Raw genomic sequence first — 15,839 nt, 5'->3', positions numbered from 1 at the left:
CCTGCTCGCCATAGCCATCCCTACGTATCACGGTCGGCCCGCCCCAGCCGCTGATCCCCGACAATCCTAAGAAAATCCCTGGATTGTCCAATTTGACTCCTGGACGCTGGGAAACTACGATAGCCACTTGTGCCGGGAGAAGGTATGGGGCGGGAAACGTCAGAAAAAACGGAGTTCGCTACTATTTTTTCTTGAAAATATCTCTCCCGCGTCCAAGGACTGCTTCGTGTCGCAGGCTTCTGAAGTTCAATTTAGAACTTTTCAGATTGCACGCTTTTTGACACCCACGTTCGCGCGTTGGGCCATCAAAGAGCGGTTTGGCGGGAGCCTAGCCCTCCCTCAGAGGAAACTCAGCTCATTTCAAACTCATGCCAACACTCCTTTAATATCTTGCATCAAGTTCCACAACTGAAGGCCATCCACGATGTCGCTGTTTCCTTCGCTCGGTCAACTCTGGTCTCGTCCTTCGCAACCCACTAAGTCCCGCGCGCCGCGGCGCAGGCGCATGTGCAACGACAAACGCGCGCTGTCGGGCAAGCGCGGGTTGTTGTTTGAGTCGTTAGAGGGTCGGGTGATGCTGGCCCTGGTCAATTTCACCGAATCCTCCGACTTGTCGGGGGAGACACCCACGGCTTTCACGATCGACAGGAGGGGCATTAATGTTTGGCAGGGGACCCTGTTAACTCCCGGCGATTCCGGGGACGCCATTGAGGTGACCGTGGCGTTGGGGTTAGAAATCACCGGTATCCGCTTTCGCTACGAGGATACCTTCCGAAGTGGTTTTCAGAATCAAGATCGGGACCAAGTTATTACGCTCAACGGCAGCGGCGGCGCGACTTTTTCCCATGGATTCAGCGTGCCGTTTAATCAAGGTGGGCTGGTGGTGGACGTCACGAATTCGCAATTTACCCTACCGGCTACGCTGCCGTTCACAGGAACCACGACGATTTTTATCGGCTCCAACGTAGCCTTTCCCGCGGCGCCCTGGGTCCTGGAATTAATCGCTGATCCATTGATCGAGACCAACCCCACGATTGATTTTACCGATGCGACCCCCACCCCCGCGCAGGCGGGGAGTACCACTGTGCTGGAGGTCGGCGTCTCTCCCGGTGCCAATCCAGCAAGTTCTGGTCTGGCGGTCACCGGGGACCTGTCGAGCATCGGGGGATCCGCCACGCAAGCCTTCTTTGACGACGGAACCAACGGCGACGCCACGGCCGGCGACGGCATATATTCTTTCCTGGCAACGGTTTCCACCAGTACCACGGCGGGCCCAAAGACCCTACCCGTGACGGTGACCGACGCGCAAATGCGCAGCGCCAGCGGTTCGATCAGCTTGGATGTGACAGCTGCAATTCCTACGATCTCGATCAACGACGTGACGGTGAACGAAGGAGCCAGCGCCGCGACCTTTACGGTCAGCCTCTCCGCCGCGAGCGGGCAAACGGTGACGGTCAATTACGCCATCGCCAACGGCACCGCCGTCGGCACCGAGGATTACACGAAGACGAGCGGAACCTTGACATTTGCGCCCGGCGACATGATGAAAACGTTCATGGTCGATATCACTGACGACCCGCTCGACGAATTTGATGAAACGTTCTTTGTGAATTTGTCCGCTGCTACGAACGCGACGATCGCCGACAACCAAGGCCAGGGCACGATCAGCGACAACGACGCCCCACCGACGGTGTCGGTCTCCGACGCGACGGTGACGGAAGGGGGCACATTTATTTTCAACGTCTCGCTATCGGCGGCGAGCCAAAAGGTAATAAGCGTATTCGTCCAGACAGAGCCCGGCACGGCGGCCCGGGACGACGACTTTGGCTGGGGCAGCATCCCACTGACATTCAATCCCGGTCAGACCTCGATCGGCGTGTTGGTCAACACCGTCGATGACCCCCTCGACGAAGATGTCGAGACAATGACGCTGGAGTTGACGCAGCCGGTCAATGTCACAATTGCCGATGCTTCTGGGTTGGGCACGATCAACGACAACGATCAGGCGCCGACCGTCACTTCACCCACGTCGACCAACATCGAAGTTACTACCGCCACCCTGGGGGGGAATGTCACGAGTGAAGGTACGGCGGCCACCACTGAACGCGGCATCGTGTATGCGATCACGTCAGTCAATAATAATCCGCAGATCGGCGGCCCGGCGGTCACCAAGGTCGCCACCACCGGCACGACGGGTATCTTCACCATCGACGTCGGCTCACTCCCGTCCGGAACGCAACTTTCGTTCGCCGCTTACGCCACAAGCCCCGCTGGGACATCCTACTCGAGCGTCGGGATGTTTACGACACAACCTTTGATCGGCCAATTGCCGGGCATCACAGTGCAAATCTTGGGTGGCGTGATGATCATCACCGGCACGGAAGAAGACGACACGATCAAGGTCGCGAGTGACGGAGCTAGTGGATTCATCGTCACCGCGAACAAGCTGATCAACGGTTTACCATCGCCACAGACTTTCTCCGGCGCGATGTCGTTCGTCGGCAACACGCTGGGTGGAAACGATGATTTGTGGCTGGCCGCGCCGCTGGCCTTTGACGGCGTCACCATCGATCTGGGGGACGACAACGACCGTTTGGTCCTAGGCGCGGATCCGAATAATCCGGTGAATAATGACGTGTCGAACCCGGCTTTTGGCACGCAGGGTTACTTGACGGTTAATGGTCCCGTGCAGGTCCTGGGCGGGGACGGGGACGATACCGTGTGGGAACGGACCACGCTGGTCAACGGCGTTAAATCAATCGACCTGGGGAACGGGGCAAATCGTTACGATCTGTACTGGAGCATCAGCAACGAAACCAATTTTAGCGGCGGAGCGGATATCGATACGGTCTTTTTGGGCTACCTAACCGCGCGGGAAGAGAGCATGTTCGAGACGGGAGGGGACAACGATTTGCTGTCGGTCTATGGCAGCCGCTTTAACAAGGAGATCTCCTTCTTCACCGGCGGCGGGCGTGATTCGCTGGCGTTGGACGTTAATATCTTTGACCAAGCGTTGACCGCGGACACCGGCGGCGAGGCCGATTATCTGTTGTTCTCTCGTTCCATTGCCTTCCAATCCGTCGCGCTCACGACGGGTGACGGCGGGGATTTTGTCTATATCGGACGCTATATTGCCGGCGTGAACGCGCAAGGAACCGCGATCTACGAGAACGGCGGTTCGACCGTCGATCAGTTGACGCTGAAAACCGGCGGCGGCTTGGACGTGGCCCAGATCACGGCGAACGTCATCCGCGACTTCTTTGCGGATCTGGGGGACATCCGCGACGATGTGCAGATCGATTACAACTTGTTTGACACGCGGGGGTTGCTGGACGGCGGGCTTAATGGCACTAAACTCCGCGCGCGGGAAAACCGCAATTTGCGGTTAGTGAATATTTAATGCCATGACGGACATTCGGCGCGGGAAAACGGAGAAATCCTTTCCCGGCCCGCGCCGCCGGGGCTGGCGTTTGTTCTTATCGTTACGCTCCAGCCGCCAGCTTGTTGATATTCATACCGTTGATATTCAAACCGCGGACATGCATGCTGGTTGTTGTTGGTTGACCATAACCACGGCTATTATGCCAGGGAATGTTGTTCTATATGGGCCGCGAGGGTAAGCGCGGCGGCGGCCTAGGTCGATGGGAAATACATACTAGAAGGACCAACGGCCCGATTCAGCTCGATATCAGTCAATATTCGACAGCATCCCAAATGTTACGCTCTCAAGCCCGAACAACGCTCTTTTAGGCGCGGTAAACTATCGACCCCTTGTATCTTATGGCAGTTGTTCTCCCTTGAGAATCTTGGCAAACAGTCCCGGCACATACGCGGCGGGAGCGACCTCCTCGCCGGGGAAGGATTCCGTCTGATTGGCGGGTCGAAACATGACCAGCTTCCGCGCCGCGGGGGAGCCATCAAAATGCCCGCTGGGGGCCACCACCAGCCAATCGGCTCCTTTATTTAATTGCCAAAAGCGACAAGCGAGCCGGCCCGTCTCTACCTGCCAGCAATATCCCGTGCCCTGGGCTCCCGCGCAAAAAATATGTTTGCCATCGCGGGAAAAGGTGATGCCATACAGAATTTCGTTGGCGGCCATGGTATGCAGGCATTTTTGCTCGCGCAAATTCCACAGCCGGGCGGTTTTATCAGCGCTGCTGGTGACTAGCACATTTCCGTCCGGATGAATGGCCACGCCATAGACGCTATCGGTATGGCCGGTAAATTCGGCCATCTGCTTGCATTCCCGCAGACTCCACAAGCAAGCTTTGTGGTTGTCCGATCCCACGACAAATTGCTGTCCGTCGGAATGCAACGCCACCGAGTACGTGCCGTCATCGGTTTTTTCCACCTGATGCCGCCATTCCCTTTGGTTAACATCATACCAACCCAACGCTCCCCCCCGACACGCCAGTATTGCCAGGCTGCCATCCCGTGTCAGGGCCGAACCGGTCAAAGTGGAATCGGTGGCGGTGAGCGTACTGCTAATTTCAAAGCTATTCACATCCCATACATGGGCGGTATCCCCTCCCACGCCCAAGAGGCGCTGGCCATTGGCGGAAAAGGCCAGACTGTTGATGGCCTCCGGGTCGACGAGACGGGATTCGACAATCTCCCAATTTTCCGTGTGCCAGATAACCAGACGCCCATCATCATCCCCGGCCGCCAGATAGTTGCCGTCGGGACTAAAGGCCAGCGCGTGGGTGCCGCTGGAATTTTCGGAAAAATGGTGGCGGACTTGACCACTGGCCAGATCCCAAACCTGAACAATACCATCGCCATGGCTGGTGGCCAGCCAGCGTTTGAGGGGATCAACGGCGATAAAATAGGAAGTTCCCAAACCGCGCCGTAGGGCCTGGAGTTCTTCGCCGTTGGCAAATTTCCAGATTCGCAACTGCTCATCATCCCCCAGGCTTAGGACACGGTCATTTTTGGCATCGAGGCAGACCTCGCGCAGTTGTTCGGCATGTTTTTCAAAGACGGTCAGGGGGGCTCCTTCGGCATTCCAGGTGATCACCGATTCATCCCGCGAGGCGGTCACAAACCGCAGGCCATCGGGGGAAATGGCAACCCGTGTCAGATCATTGACATGATCGGTCAATTCAAACAGCACTTCCCCCGAGGCCAGATCCCACACCGCCGCGTGGTTGTCGTCGCCGCCGGTGATGGCCCGCGTCCCCGCCGCATTGATGGCCGCGCAGGTTACCGTTTCGGTGTGATAATGCAGCGATTGCTCGTGATTGCCATTATCGGCGTTCCAGACTTGGATAACCGCGTCATCTTGTTCGGGATCAGAGTACAACACGCGCTTCCCATCGGCGGAAATGCATAAAAATTCCGGCTGGCGTTCTAGCTTTTGACTGTGCAAAACCTTGCCGGTGCGCAGGTCGCTAATCTGGCATCCTCCTTCTTGATCCGCGCTGGCCAGACGGCCCCCATCGGCGGAAATAGCCAAATTCGTCAGAGTCTCGGTATGACCGGCCAGGGTATGGGCCAAGGTCCAGTCGGGCAATTGCCAAACCAGGATTTGGTTTCCCGGGCCATTGGTGGCCAAGGTCCGTCCGTCGCCACTGAGAGCGAATTGTTCAAAGGTAAAATCCTCCGTCAGTTTTTCCCGATTGTTTTTAATAAGATCGCCGGCCTGGACGCTGTTTCGCTGCCCCCAATTATTTGTGTTCCAAAAAATAAAGGTGGCATCCGTGGCCAGAGTCACCAGGGTTTGGCCGTCGTCGGTAATTTGAAAGTCGAGAATATTCCCCTGATGTCCCAATTGCAGCGACAGATCTCCCCAGCGGGTGGCTGGCGAAGCGGAAGGCGGGGGTTCAACGGGTTTGGATGCGGGGTTATCCTTTACCGCCGCGGCGGGCTGCTCGGCCGGTGGTTCGTCGGCGGGGATAAAACCCCGTGGCCCCTCAGCCAACAGAACAAGGCAACAAAATAATAATCGCTGAGAAACAAAAATGCCGCCAACTTTTGCCCCACGGCGGTGGATGCAGGATACAATTCGCGCAAGCATACGCGCCCCAATCCGCAAAGAAAAGATGATTGCCACAGGCGACACCCTCTTATCTTACCCCCGCTTACCGGGCCTGCCAACTTGCAAGGCATTTTTTTCCCTTTCGAGCGGCCACCCCGCCTGGCAATTCTCTCCGTCGTTTGAGCGATTCCCCGGCGTCTGTTATGATCGATAAAGCCTGGCATCCCGCTGGCCCGGACGGGATATCCGCCCCCCCTGCATGGCTTTAGGTTATGCTTTTACTTGATAATCCCGTATTGCAGCGCGAATTGCTGATTAATTTACGCACGCTGCGCTCCTTTGCGCTGCTGCTGGGCTATAACGCGCTATTGGGCGTGGTGGTGATCCTGGCTTGGCCCCAGGAATCCCGCCTGAACCTCAGTAATAACCCGGAATCGGCTAAAAATCTGGTTAATCTGTTTTTTCTGGGCCAGTATTTGCTGGTCGCGCTCATGTCCCCCAGCTTTGCGGCGGGGGCCATCACCGGCGAAAAAGAACGGCACACCTATGAGTCGCTGTTGGCCAGTCCCTTGAGACCGCAGGCGATCGTCCTGGGAAAACTGTTCGCCTCACTGGCCCATTTGGCGGTGCTATTGTTTAGCTCCCTGCCGATTGTCATGCTTTGCCTCCCCCTAGGCGGGGTGTCGCTATACGAAGTCTTGACCGTGTATTTGGGGTTAATCCTGTCAGTCACGCTATTTGGCATGATCAGCATTGCCTGCAGTAGTTTTTTTCAGCGGACGTCTTCCGCCCTGGTGGTATCCTACTTGCTCATCCTGCCCCTCGCGCTTTTTGGCGTGGGGGTGTGGAATTTATTTGGCAATAACGGCGAAGCCCGGCTGATATTTACCCTGACGATCTTTCCCTTGATTTCGCTGGGATTAACGGCGATGTTGTTTGCCATGACCAGCCAGCGGCTGCTGCATCCGCCGGATGTGGGAAGCGAGGGGAAGGAAGTCATCGACGAGGAACGCGAGCTGCGCGAAGCGGTGGGGATGGTCATCAGCCGCGACCGCTTTCCGGATAGCCTGATCGCGCCCCCCAAGCGCTCGCAATTGCTCCCGGACCACGCCAATCCGGTGTACGATAAAGAACTGCGCAGCGAAATCTTTGCTCAGGGGACGCTAATGCTGCGGCTGGTTATCCAAATCAGCCTGTTGTTGGCCTTTCCATTAATGGCGGGCGTGCTGTTCTTTGTGCCGGAGTTGTCGGCTTGGTACGCGGCGTATGTGGTATTGTTTAATATGCTGGTGGGACCGGTGTTTAACGCCGGCGCCATCACCAGCGAACGGGAAAGGGAAACGCTGGAGTTACTACTGACGACCAACCTCAGTTCGCTGCAAATCCTGGGGGGCAAATTATTCGCGGGATTTCGCATCGCGGGGGCGCTGACCGCGCTGTTGTTTTGGCCGTTTCTGCTGGCGGTGATCTTTCGACCGTATTTTTGGCAGAATTGGCAACTCGTGCTGGCTTATCCGGCGATTATCATTTTAACCTGCCTGACTACAGCCAGCGTGGCGCTTTTGGCTTCGGTCATCTGCCGCAAGACCGCAACCAGCCTCATTGTCTCTTACCTGGCGATTGTGGTGCTGTTTTGCCTTCCCCCCGCGCTGCAATTCTTTGCCCAAAGCTTTTATGCCAATACCCCGCTAGTGGACGCCGTGGAAACGCTTTCGATCGTGAGTCCCTTTTCCACTTTATTCAAATTGCCCTATCTCGCCACCGACCTAAAATACTCCCTGTCAGGCAGCTATGCCTCGTTTTGGCTGTATGTCAGTTTTACCTCCGCCCTGATTGCCGGCTGTTGGATCGCGCTCGTCATGTTATTTGAGTTTCGCTGGAGAAGCGGAGAGTGAGGGAGCTTGGGAGTGTAATCATCTCAGTCCCCTGAGATGTTAGAGTGTAATCAGCTCAGTCCCTTGAGATGGTGGAGACAAAAGAATATCCCTCTCACCAAAATGTTACACTACACTCTTACCGCCGCACTTTAATTGCAGGGCGATGATCCATCGTATTGCCCATGATCAGAACGCGTTGCGTTCCCCTCCACTCATGGAGAGAGAGGAAATCCTCCCATAGCGTTATGGCGTCATCCGGTAATCACCGTTTCATTCCTGTTGCCGTTGCAGAAGGTTACCTGCGATCTGTTGAGCAAGTATGCATATGAAATTTGCTCTAAGCTACGGAATTTTTGCGAATTCCGCTACCACATGTTTCGAATTCTGGAGAAATCCGCTACCACGCTTTTGTTTGTTCAATGTTTCGGAATTCTGGTGAGCTTCGCTACTCAAATGCTTTGGAATTCTGGCGAATTCCGCCACCTAAATCAACTCCCCAAATCCTGTCATGCCGATCGCTTCCTTGCAGGCATAAGGTTCGCCATAAGCCGTGCCAATGGTCCACCCCCAATACGCCGCCTGGTCCCGCAGCCGATCCAAAAATGTCGGCGGGGTCGTCGGTCGCTGGGCCACAAACTGGCTGTGGTAACATTCGATCGCCCGCAACTTCGTTTCCCAATATTCAGATATATCCAGCACAAACGCGGGCTGCGCCACCACCCGCAAATGCACGCAGTAATAGTAGAAGACCCGCTGGGGATGGTGGGGATCGTATGGCAAATCGGTTTTGGTCAGCTTGGCCCAAAAGCGCGCTGCCTCTATTAATTCCGTGGCCGCCACATGGTCCGGGTGGGCATCGACCCAGTACGGGGCAAACAGCCAGCGCGGCTTGGTCCGGCGGATGACCGCCGCCAGCGCGCCGCGTGCCGCCAATGTCGGCTCTAGACTGCGATTGGGCAGGCCCAGGTTTTCCCGCCAATCCAGGTTAAGGACTTTAGTGGCCGCGGCGGTTTCGGCGGCCCGAATTTGCGGTGAACCATAGGGGGTCGGCTCTCCGCTGGTCAAATCCAAGACGCCCACACTGCGCCCGGCGGCTTTGAGATTACAAATCGCCCCCCCCATGCCTAGCTCGGCATCATCGGGATGGGGGGCGATAATCAAAACGTCCAACATGCCCGACTCCGGCTGAATTGAGGCTTGGCGATCCATGACCGCCATCAAAAATAGTAGCAACTACCCCCGGTCGAGAAGCTATTGGCCAGGCCAGGGGGTGGACCATTCCAGCTTGGGCGGTTTTATACGTTAAATTCGCCTCGACAGGACCGCGGTATTTTGGCATGATTGGGCCGCGCATGCCTAGGGGATTCGGCTTTGCCGCCGGGCATTTGCGTCAATTCGGCCAGGAATCAAGGGAATGATAGATCCGCCACCCGCCACAATTCGGCCCCAAACCGCGCTTGCGCCTGGACGTCGGGGACTTTGGCCCACGTTGATCGTCGGCGTGTGGGGAATGGCGTTTTTAGGGGGTTGCGCGCTCTTTCAACCGGCGGAACCTGAAAATAATTTTCGCGACGACTTTAAAAACTGGGGCCAACAAGTCCGTCCCGCCGCCAGTGGCAAGAATCGCCTCGGTCTCAGCAGCGAAGCCCAGCAAATCGAAAAAAATCTGGGTTACTAGCAAGGGGAAATTTTTGCTGGCGCGTCTCCTTAGCCGGAAAATGGCCGGGTTCACTCTTCGCGACGCGGTTGACGGCGATTTTGCTTTTTGGCGGATTGCGTTCTTTTGGTATCCAATCGCTTGTGCTGGCTGGATTTGGTGGGTTTGGTCGCTTTGCGCACTTTGGGGGCATAGAGCACGCTGGTAATCATCGCCTTTAGTTTTTGGCGGCAATCTTCTTCGTTTTGAGGCTGATCGCGATACAGTTGGCTATGCAGGACCAGTTCTCCCTGGTTGTTAATCCGGGTGTGGTACTTCTTTAAAAACCGCGCGCGGATATCCGGCGGCAAGGCCGCGCTAGAAACCACGGGCCAGTGCAAGATCGCCTTGGAATTCACCTTATTCACATTTTGCCCCCCCGGACCGGAACTGCGGGCAAAACTAAAATTCAATTCCTGGTCCGGTATCGCGACTTTGCTGCTGATCACCAGGGGCATGGGCGTTCACGTTAGCCTTTCGGACGGGTAAAACTTTTAGGCACTTTCGCTATATGCTATCTTAATTGAAGCCTGCGCGCTTCGCCCAGGGCTATTACTAATAGTCGTCCGCCCCCCCCGAGAGGCTAATTTGTGACTTTGTCCGCGATCATTACCCCGCAACAAAAGGTAATTTACCGTGCCGCGCGGCTGGCGCTTGGGATAGCGCTGGGAACATGCGTTTTTTTTTGCGCGGGTTGCACGCAAAATCCCGCCCCCGCCGGTCAGGCAAATTCCAGCGCCGCGCCTCCTTCGACTTCCCCGGCGACAGGCATTCCCTCAGAAAAACTTTCCCTGCCACCCGGGCCAAAGGGGGCAGAGTCCACTTCCGCTGATCTGGCCGAGATTCCCATCCTGGGCACGCGCTCGAAAGGGACGGATTGGCCGTCGTTTTTGGGGCCGACCGGCGATAGCAAATCCAGCGAGACCGGCCTGCGAAAAAATTGGCAAACGCGTCCTCCGCAGATCTTGTGGGAACGCAAACTGCATAACAGTTATGGCATGCCCGCGATCTCGCGGGGTCGGTGCGTCATCTATGACCGAATCGGCAATCAGGCCACCGCCATCTGTGTGGAAAGTGAAACCGGTCGCGAACTATGGACATACCGCCACCCCTCCACGTACATCGATAATTTTGGCTATGATAATGGTCCCCGCTGCGCGCCGGTGATCGACGGCTCGCGGGTGTATCTATTTGGGGCGGAAGGGATGCTAACCTGCCTGAAATTGGCCAATGGAGAAAAACTATGGGAATGCGACACGGCCAAAAAATTTAACGTGGTGCAAAACTTCTTTGGCGTGGGGAGCACGCCCCTAGTGGAGGGAGATCTATTACTAGTGCATGTGGGTGGCAGTCCCCCTGGTTCCGCGATCGACGATCCCCAGCGATTGGACCTGGTCAAGGGTGCTGATTCCGCGGTGGTCGCTTTTGACAAACTCACCGGTCAAGTAAAGTACCAGTTCAGCGACGAACTAGCCAGTTACGCCAGTCCCGTCACCACGACCCTTGGCCAGCGGCGCTGGGGGCTGATGTTTGCCCGCGGCGGGCTGATCGGGTTTGAACCGGCTACCGGCAAGCAAGATTTTCATTTTCCCTGGCGGGCCGATGATCTGTTTAGCGTGAACGCCAGTAATCCCGTCGTTGTGGGCGATCTGGTGCTCATTTCTGAATGTTATGGTCCCGGTACCGCGGTCCTACGAATTAAACCTGGCGGCTATGATGTGGTCTGGCGGGACGACCCCCACCCCCGCAAACCCAAATCCCTGCAAACCCACTGGAACACGCCCATACATCACCAGGGTTACGTGTACGGTTCTAGTGGCCGGCATACTTCGGCGGAATTACGTTGCGTGGAGTTAACCACGGGCAAGGTGCAATGGAGCGAGGCGGGCCTGGGCCGGGCATCGTTATTGTACGTGGAGGACCATTTTGTTTGTCTTACCGAAAATGGCGATGTGCTGCTATTAGCCACCAATCCGCAAAAATTTTCCTGCGTCGCCACCTGGGTCCCGCAAAATGCCGCTACGGGGCAATTGCTGCTGCGTTATCCCGCCTGGGCGGCCCCGATTATTTCTCATGGCCTGCTGTATGTGCGCGGCGCAGACCGTCTAATTTGTGCCGATGTGACGGAGTGAGGTGGCGAGAGGTAGGAGGCAACTCTGTTGCCGAATTGACAGCCACGGAGATGAGTGACGAAAAAATAATTGTAAATCTGCAGAATATGTTCTATTGCATGTATTAAATTCTTAATTTTTAATTAGTAATTATTAATTGACATCCCCCCCGCTTAACCGTGCAAAGACCGCTTTGCAATGGCTGAGCAGTTCGCCATAGTGACAGCGCTCGATTTCCGGACCAAAAAGCTCCACATCAAAATCCCCTGCATACCCAAGTTCCCGCAATTGGTCAAACAGTTCCACCAGGGGGACCCGGCCATCGCCCAATCGACAGCGGTCTTGTTCGTGTTCGGGCGTTTGCTTGCCATCGGCCAGTTGCACCAACGCCAGCCACGGGACGATGTCGGACAATAAATCCAACCTTTCGGGCAACAGCGAATAATGATACATATCCAGCACCAACCGTAGTCGGGGTGAATTTTGCCCTACAACTAGGTCGAGCGCTTCTTGCCAACCGGCATAGACGGTCCATTCGGCGGCATAATGGGGGTGCATGGGCTCAATCGCCAGGGTCACGCCCGCGGCTTCGGCCCGCGGCAATAGCTCCTTGAGCGCGTTTTGAAAAATTCTGCGGGCGTGGTTGAGCGTGTGCCCCCCCCGTCCGCCGCTGTGGACCACCAGGATGGGGGCCCCAACTCCGCTGGCAAAATCCAAGGCTTCACCGGCGTCGGCCAGCGCATCCTTAAAAGGGACGCCATCATGGCTGGTAAACCCTCCCGCCCACATCAGACTAGAGATCGCCAGTCCGGACTGGCGGATATTTTGGCGGGCGGCATCATCCCCCAGATCGGCGATTTTGCGCCGCCACAGGCCGATGGCCGGTATACCGGCCGAGGCATAATGCCGCAGGTCCTCGGCCAGTGTCCAGCGAAAGGTGGTCAACTCGTTAATTGACAATCGCGACATCCAACCACCCCGAAAGAATTGTAAATAGCGGCATCCTGGCAATCGCCGCGTTTACTTGGGGGAGTTACCCGCAGCGGGGGCGCGGCGAGGGGCGGGCTTGGCGGCGGCTGGTTTATCCCGCATGTCCCACGCTTCCAACCAATCCTCGCCAGTAAATTGAAGCTCAAATTTCTTGGCTAGCTGCTTTTCCATATCGGTCATGTGCCCCGCGCCATAAAAAATCGCGATCTTCTTTTTTCCAGCGTCCAATTCTTTCTTGAGCACCTCCAAGCACGCGGCGTTGCGTCCTTCGATAATGGTCGAACCGTCCGGCCCCCCCATCGCCTGGGTAAAGAGTTCCATATTTTCAAATTGACCCGCCATGGCCCGCTTGAGCTTTAAGGGGCGATCCTTGGAAAAGAGCGCCATCAAGATTTCCATATCGGTGTTTTTACCCTTGGCTTGCATTTCCCCCTGCATCGCCATCGATTGCCCCATCATGCGAAACATCATGCTCAGCATGGTTTCGCCCCGCTCTTTCATGGCCGCGGCGAATTTCTCGGGGGATAAATCCGCATGAACGAGGTTTTCTTTTTGATAATCCACCTGTTCCAATTGAAACTCCAGTTCCAGCATATCCTTTAGCCCCCCCTGAATCCCCGAGATCACCCCCCGCCGCTCGCCCCCCCCCTTGGGGACGCGGGTACCTTCCTCGGCGACCAGCTCGTACAGGACGGCGTCGTACTTTTCAAATAGCTTGTTCAATTCCTCGTAATACTTTTTCTCCCCCACATGGACCGCGCTTATCAAATCGACGATTGGTCCATCCGTGACAGCAGGATTCTTGTAATGCGCGATTCCGGTATCCAAGGAGGTCGCGGTCCCTTTTTTATCCCGCTGCACGCGCAAAAATTTTCCGCTGGGGGCCTTCGCGGCCTTGTTATCGGCTGCTTTTTGTTGGTGCGGGCTTTTATTGGCGGGTGCGGCAGGGGTCGCCGGAGCCGTCGCGGGCTGCTGGGCCAGCAGACGGGCCAAAATATTCAGGCCGACGACAATCGCCAAGCCAAACAAAAGGCAAAATTTTGCTATCTGGCGCATACGGGACAAGTTTGGGGTTGGGGTAAAGGCCCGGTTCTGCCGCGTCAAAAGGGCAAGCTGACAAAATGGCGGGAGAATGGGGGGAAAATTGGCCTAAATCTATCAAATCGAGGTTGCATCAGGCAGAACAGTAGACCAGTAGGAGTATATCCATTTTGAGCGCAAGAAACAAATTTCCGGCGTCGGGTGTACAAACCTTCTACATAGAAATAAAACCATCATTCGCGAAAAATCCCCCTGTTTAGCTTATTTGTCCATATTTACGGCAGTTACGGGAATGATCGAGGGACTGTTTTACCCAAACAACCCATTTTACTGGCACTTCCTGGCATATTCGGTATTTTCGTTAGAGTTTAACACTCTTGCTCAACTCCTACGACTGGACTATCCGATAAATTCGTCGTAAGCAGAGGCATCGACTCGGGCGCGGTCAAGAGTCTGCCCTGGAAACCTGTTGTTTTGGCAAAGGTGGAAGCCCATCATGTTGCTCAAGAAAATTTGGATGGTGTTGATTGCCGGCGCGGTCCTAGGGGGCATGGTCCCCGTGGCGTCCGGCCAGACGGGTGCCCACTCCGAGGTCCCGCCGACCTCCAATCATACCGAGCCGGCGGAATTTTATGCCCACCATAATTACCGGCCCTTTGAAACGGCCGATCTGAGCATGTATGGCAATGGGCCGGACCGCAAGGAAGGCTTTTTCTTTGACTATGACCGCGTGGTCTGGGCATTCAACCGACCCAAGTCGGTGCCTGTCGGGGATCCCGCCAGCGAACAAATTTTGAATGAAGGGTTGGAAATTTTTCCCAACACTAATGATTTAAGCACTGACTTTACCGAAACTGAATGGGTCTGGGGAAATCGATATGAACTGGGCTATGTCAACGACCAGCATGGGTGGATGATCGGGGCCGCCCATGTGCATAATTATCACCAGGTGTTCACGACCTCCGCGTTTGCCAATATCGCATTTTTCGATCCGTTCAACACTCTGTTTGGCTTTGTTGATTTGAATGGGGACGGCATCGATGATGATGTGAACGGCAACGGCATCTTTGGCGACACCCGGCCGTTCAACTTTGACCAGGGAACGCCCACCGGTGGTATTCCGCCATTCATTCCGCCGCAAGATGGCATCCTAGACACCTTTGTCGGGACAGACTTTGCGGATCAAGTTGTCTTCCCTGTGTTTTTCCAGAATGTGCTGTTGCGAAATATCTCCCGGTTTAGCACGGTCGAATTAATGCACATCAACCGCCTAGACCGGTTTCACAATGGGGGCGACTTTGAGTGGCTCCTGGGCGTGCGGTACATCAACTTTACGGACATTTTTGAATTGGCCGCTAATGATCCCAGTTTAGCTCGGGTTTTTAATACCGCCGAAATTAATATGCGGACAAATAACCATATCGTCGGCCCCCAACTCGGCTTTCGCTGGTCACGAGAAGAAGGCCGCTGGAAAGTAGGGACTGAATTGCGGGGTGTGTTGGGGGTAAACTTTCAACAGGCACGTCTGGATGGCTTTTTCTTGAAAGCCCCCGGCAATACAATCGCTCAAGGTAACTCACAAGCATTTTTGGCCTCCCGTTCTGACGAAGAATTATCCGCGGTCGGCGAGTTGCGGTTGGACGTGAGTTATCAAGTAACCAAGGCGATCGCCCTGCAAATCGGTTACACGGGAATTGCCGTCAGCGATATTGCCCGATCGGCCCGCCGAATTGATTACATCCTTCCCGCCCCCACTATCAAGGAACAGGAAAATAACGAGTTCCTCTTTGTGAATGGCTTTAACTTTGGTGTGGAAATCAATCGCTAAACCGCTGATCCCCACGCTGGCTATTCCCTGCGGGATCGCGAAAATATCCGCAAAAAGCCCTCAACCACACACCCAGGTTCCATATTGGACCTGGGTGTTTTTGTTGGTGGTGGTAACAATTTTGCGGATAATCCGCCGTCTAGTAAGAATGCTGGCAAATTCTGAATTTGGGGCCGACGTAGTAGAATTGAGTTTACCGGCACTCTCGACCGGGAAGCGGCCACCAGGGATCGTCACATTTATTGTCAAAAGTGGCACCAACCCGACAGCCGGCGGTTAGTATTTTCCGCCAGCCCCAGAACTTGCCTGGATACACTAT

At 55.5% G+C, this 15,839-nt stretch carries 10 protein-coding genes; 5 read left to right on the top strand and 5 right to left on the bottom strand.

Features of this window, described 5'->3' with window-relative positions; all coding sequences use genetic code 11:
- Nucleotides 1–424 precede the first annotated feature (424 nt).
- Nucleotides 425–3,400 (top strand): Calx-beta domain-containing protein, encoded by a 2,976-nt coding sequence (locus tag SFX18_09970; protein MDX1963469.1) that lies wholly within the window; start codon nt 425–427, stop codon nt 3,398–3,400.
- Nucleotides 3,401–3,778: 378 nt separating this feature from the next.
- On the opposite strand, the gene SFX18_09965 is transcribed toward SFX18_09970, so the two are convergent.
- Nucleotides 3,779–5,920, bottom strand: a complete 2,142-nt coding sequence (locus tag SFX18_09965; GenBank protein ID MDX1963468.1) for a WD40 repeat domain-containing protein — start codon at nt 5,918–5,920, stop codon at nt 3,779–3,781.
- Between the two features lie 329 nt (nt 5,921–6,249).
- Here SFX18_09965 and SFX18_09960 point away from each other — a divergent pair, with 329 nt between their 5' ends.
- Nucleotides 6,250–7,872 carry an ABC transporter permease gene (locus tag SFX18_09960; GenBank protein ID MDX1963467.1) on the top strand — a complete coding sequence of 541 codons (1,623 nt, stop codon included), beginning with the start codon at nt 6,250–6,252 and terminating at the stop codon, nt 7,870–7,872.
- A 465-nt stretch (nt 7,873–8,337) separates the two neighbouring features.
- Here the strand turns inward: SFX18_09960 and bshB1 are convergent, their stop codons facing one another.
- Nucleotides 8,338–9,027, bottom strand: a complete 690-nt coding sequence (gene bshB1, locus SFX18_09955) for a bacillithiol biosynthesis deacetylase BshB1 (GenBank protein ID MDX1963466.1) — start codon at nt 9,025–9,027, stop codon at nt 8,338–8,340.
- Nucleotides 9,028–9,268: 241 nt separating this feature from the next.
- On the opposite strand from bshB1, the gene SFX18_09950 reads away from it, so the two are divergent.
- Nucleotides 9,269–9,532: a hypothetical protein gene (locus SFX18_09950; GenBank protein MDX1963465.1), complete on the top strand. Its 264-nt coding sequence runs from the start codon at nt 9,269–9,271 to the stop codon at nt 9,530–9,532.
- A gap of 50 nt (nt 9,533–9,582) precedes the next feature.
- Here SFX18_09950 and arfB read toward each other — a convergent pair whose 3' ends face one another.
- Nucleotides 9,583–10,008, bottom strand: a complete 426-nt coding sequence (gene arfB, locus SFX18_09945) for an alternative ribosome rescue aminoacyl-tRNA hydrolase ArfB (GenBank protein MDX1963464.1) — start codon at nt 10,006–10,008, stop codon at nt 9,583–9,585.
- A 132-nt stretch (nt 10,009–10,140) separates the two neighbouring features.
- On the opposite strand from arfB, the gene SFX18_09940 reads away from it, so the two are divergent.
- Nucleotides 10,141–11,682 (top strand): PQQ-binding-like beta-propeller repeat protein, encoded by a 1,542-nt coding sequence (locus tag SFX18_09940; protein ID MDX1963463.1) that lies wholly within the window; start codon nt 10,141–10,143, stop codon nt 11,680–11,682.
- 132 nt (nt 11,683–11,814) lie between these two features.
- Here SFX18_09940 and SFX18_09935 read toward each other — a convergent pair whose 3' ends face one another.
- Both SFX18_09935 and SFX18_09930 read right to left on the bottom strand, forming a co-directional pair.
- Nucleotides 11,815–12,630 carry a sugar phosphate isomerase/epimerase family protein gene (locus tag SFX18_09935; GenBank protein ID MDX1963462.1) on the bottom strand — a complete coding sequence of 272 codons (816 nt, stop codon included), beginning with the start codon at nt 12,628–12,630 and terminating at the stop codon, nt 11,815–11,817.
- A 51-nt stretch (nt 12,631–12,681) separates the two neighbouring features.
- A complete protein-coding gene (locus tag SFX18_09930; GenBank protein ID MDX1963461.1) occupies nt 12,682–13,716 on the bottom strand; it encodes a hypothetical protein in 1,035 nt (344 codons plus the stop codon).
- Nucleotides 13,717–14,188: 472 nt separating this feature from the next.
- On the opposite strand from SFX18_09930, the gene SFX18_09925 reads away from it, so the two are divergent.
- The gene (locus SFX18_09925) at nt 14,189–15,520 is read left to right on the top strand and encodes a BBP7 family outer membrane beta-barrel protein (protein MDX1963460.1); all 1,332 of its coding nucleotides are present in this window, start codon (nt 14,189–14,191) and stop codon (nt 15,518–15,520) included.
- The last annotated feature ends 319 nt before the right edge of the window (nt 15,521–15,839 follow it).

It is taken from the genome of Pirellulales bacterium, from assembly GCA_033762255.1.
In the GTDB taxonomy this organism is placed as follows: Bacteria; Planctomycetota; Planctomycetia; order Pirellulales; family JALHPA01; genus JANRLT01.
The sequence above is the reverse complement of the archived record's forward strand: the minus strand, read 5'-3'. Positions and strand labels throughout refer to the sequence as shown.

Bases quoted from the DNA above. Each gene is read 5' to 3' on its own strand.
- SFX18_09925 (MDX1963460.1), top strand. From the start codon at position 14,189: ATGTTGCTCAAGAAAATTTGGATGGTGTTGATTGCCGGCGCGGTCCTA.
- SFX18_09970 (MDX1963469.1), top strand. From the start codon at position 425: ATGTCGCTGTTTCCTTCGCTCGGTCAACTCTGGTCTCGTCCTTCGCAA.
- SFX18_09950 (MDX1963465.1), top strand. From the start codon at position 9,269: ATGATAGATCCGCCACCCGCCACAATTCGGCCCCAAACCGCGCTTGCG.
- SFX18_09935 (MDX1963462.1), bottom strand. From the start codon at position 12,630: ATGTCGCGATTGTCAATTAACGAGTTGACCACCTTTCGCTGGACACTG.
- arfB (MDX1963464.1), bottom strand. From the start codon at position 10,008: ATGCCCCTGGTGATCAGCAGCAAAGTCGCGATACCGGACCAGGAATTG.
- SFX18_09960 (MDX1963467.1), top strand. From the start codon at position 6,250: ATGCTTTTACTTGATAATCCCGTATTGCAGCGCGAATTGCTGATTAAT.
- bshB1 (MDX1963466.1), bottom strand. From the start codon at position 9,027: ATGTTGGACGTTTTGATTATCGCCCCCCATCCCGATGATGCCGAGCTA.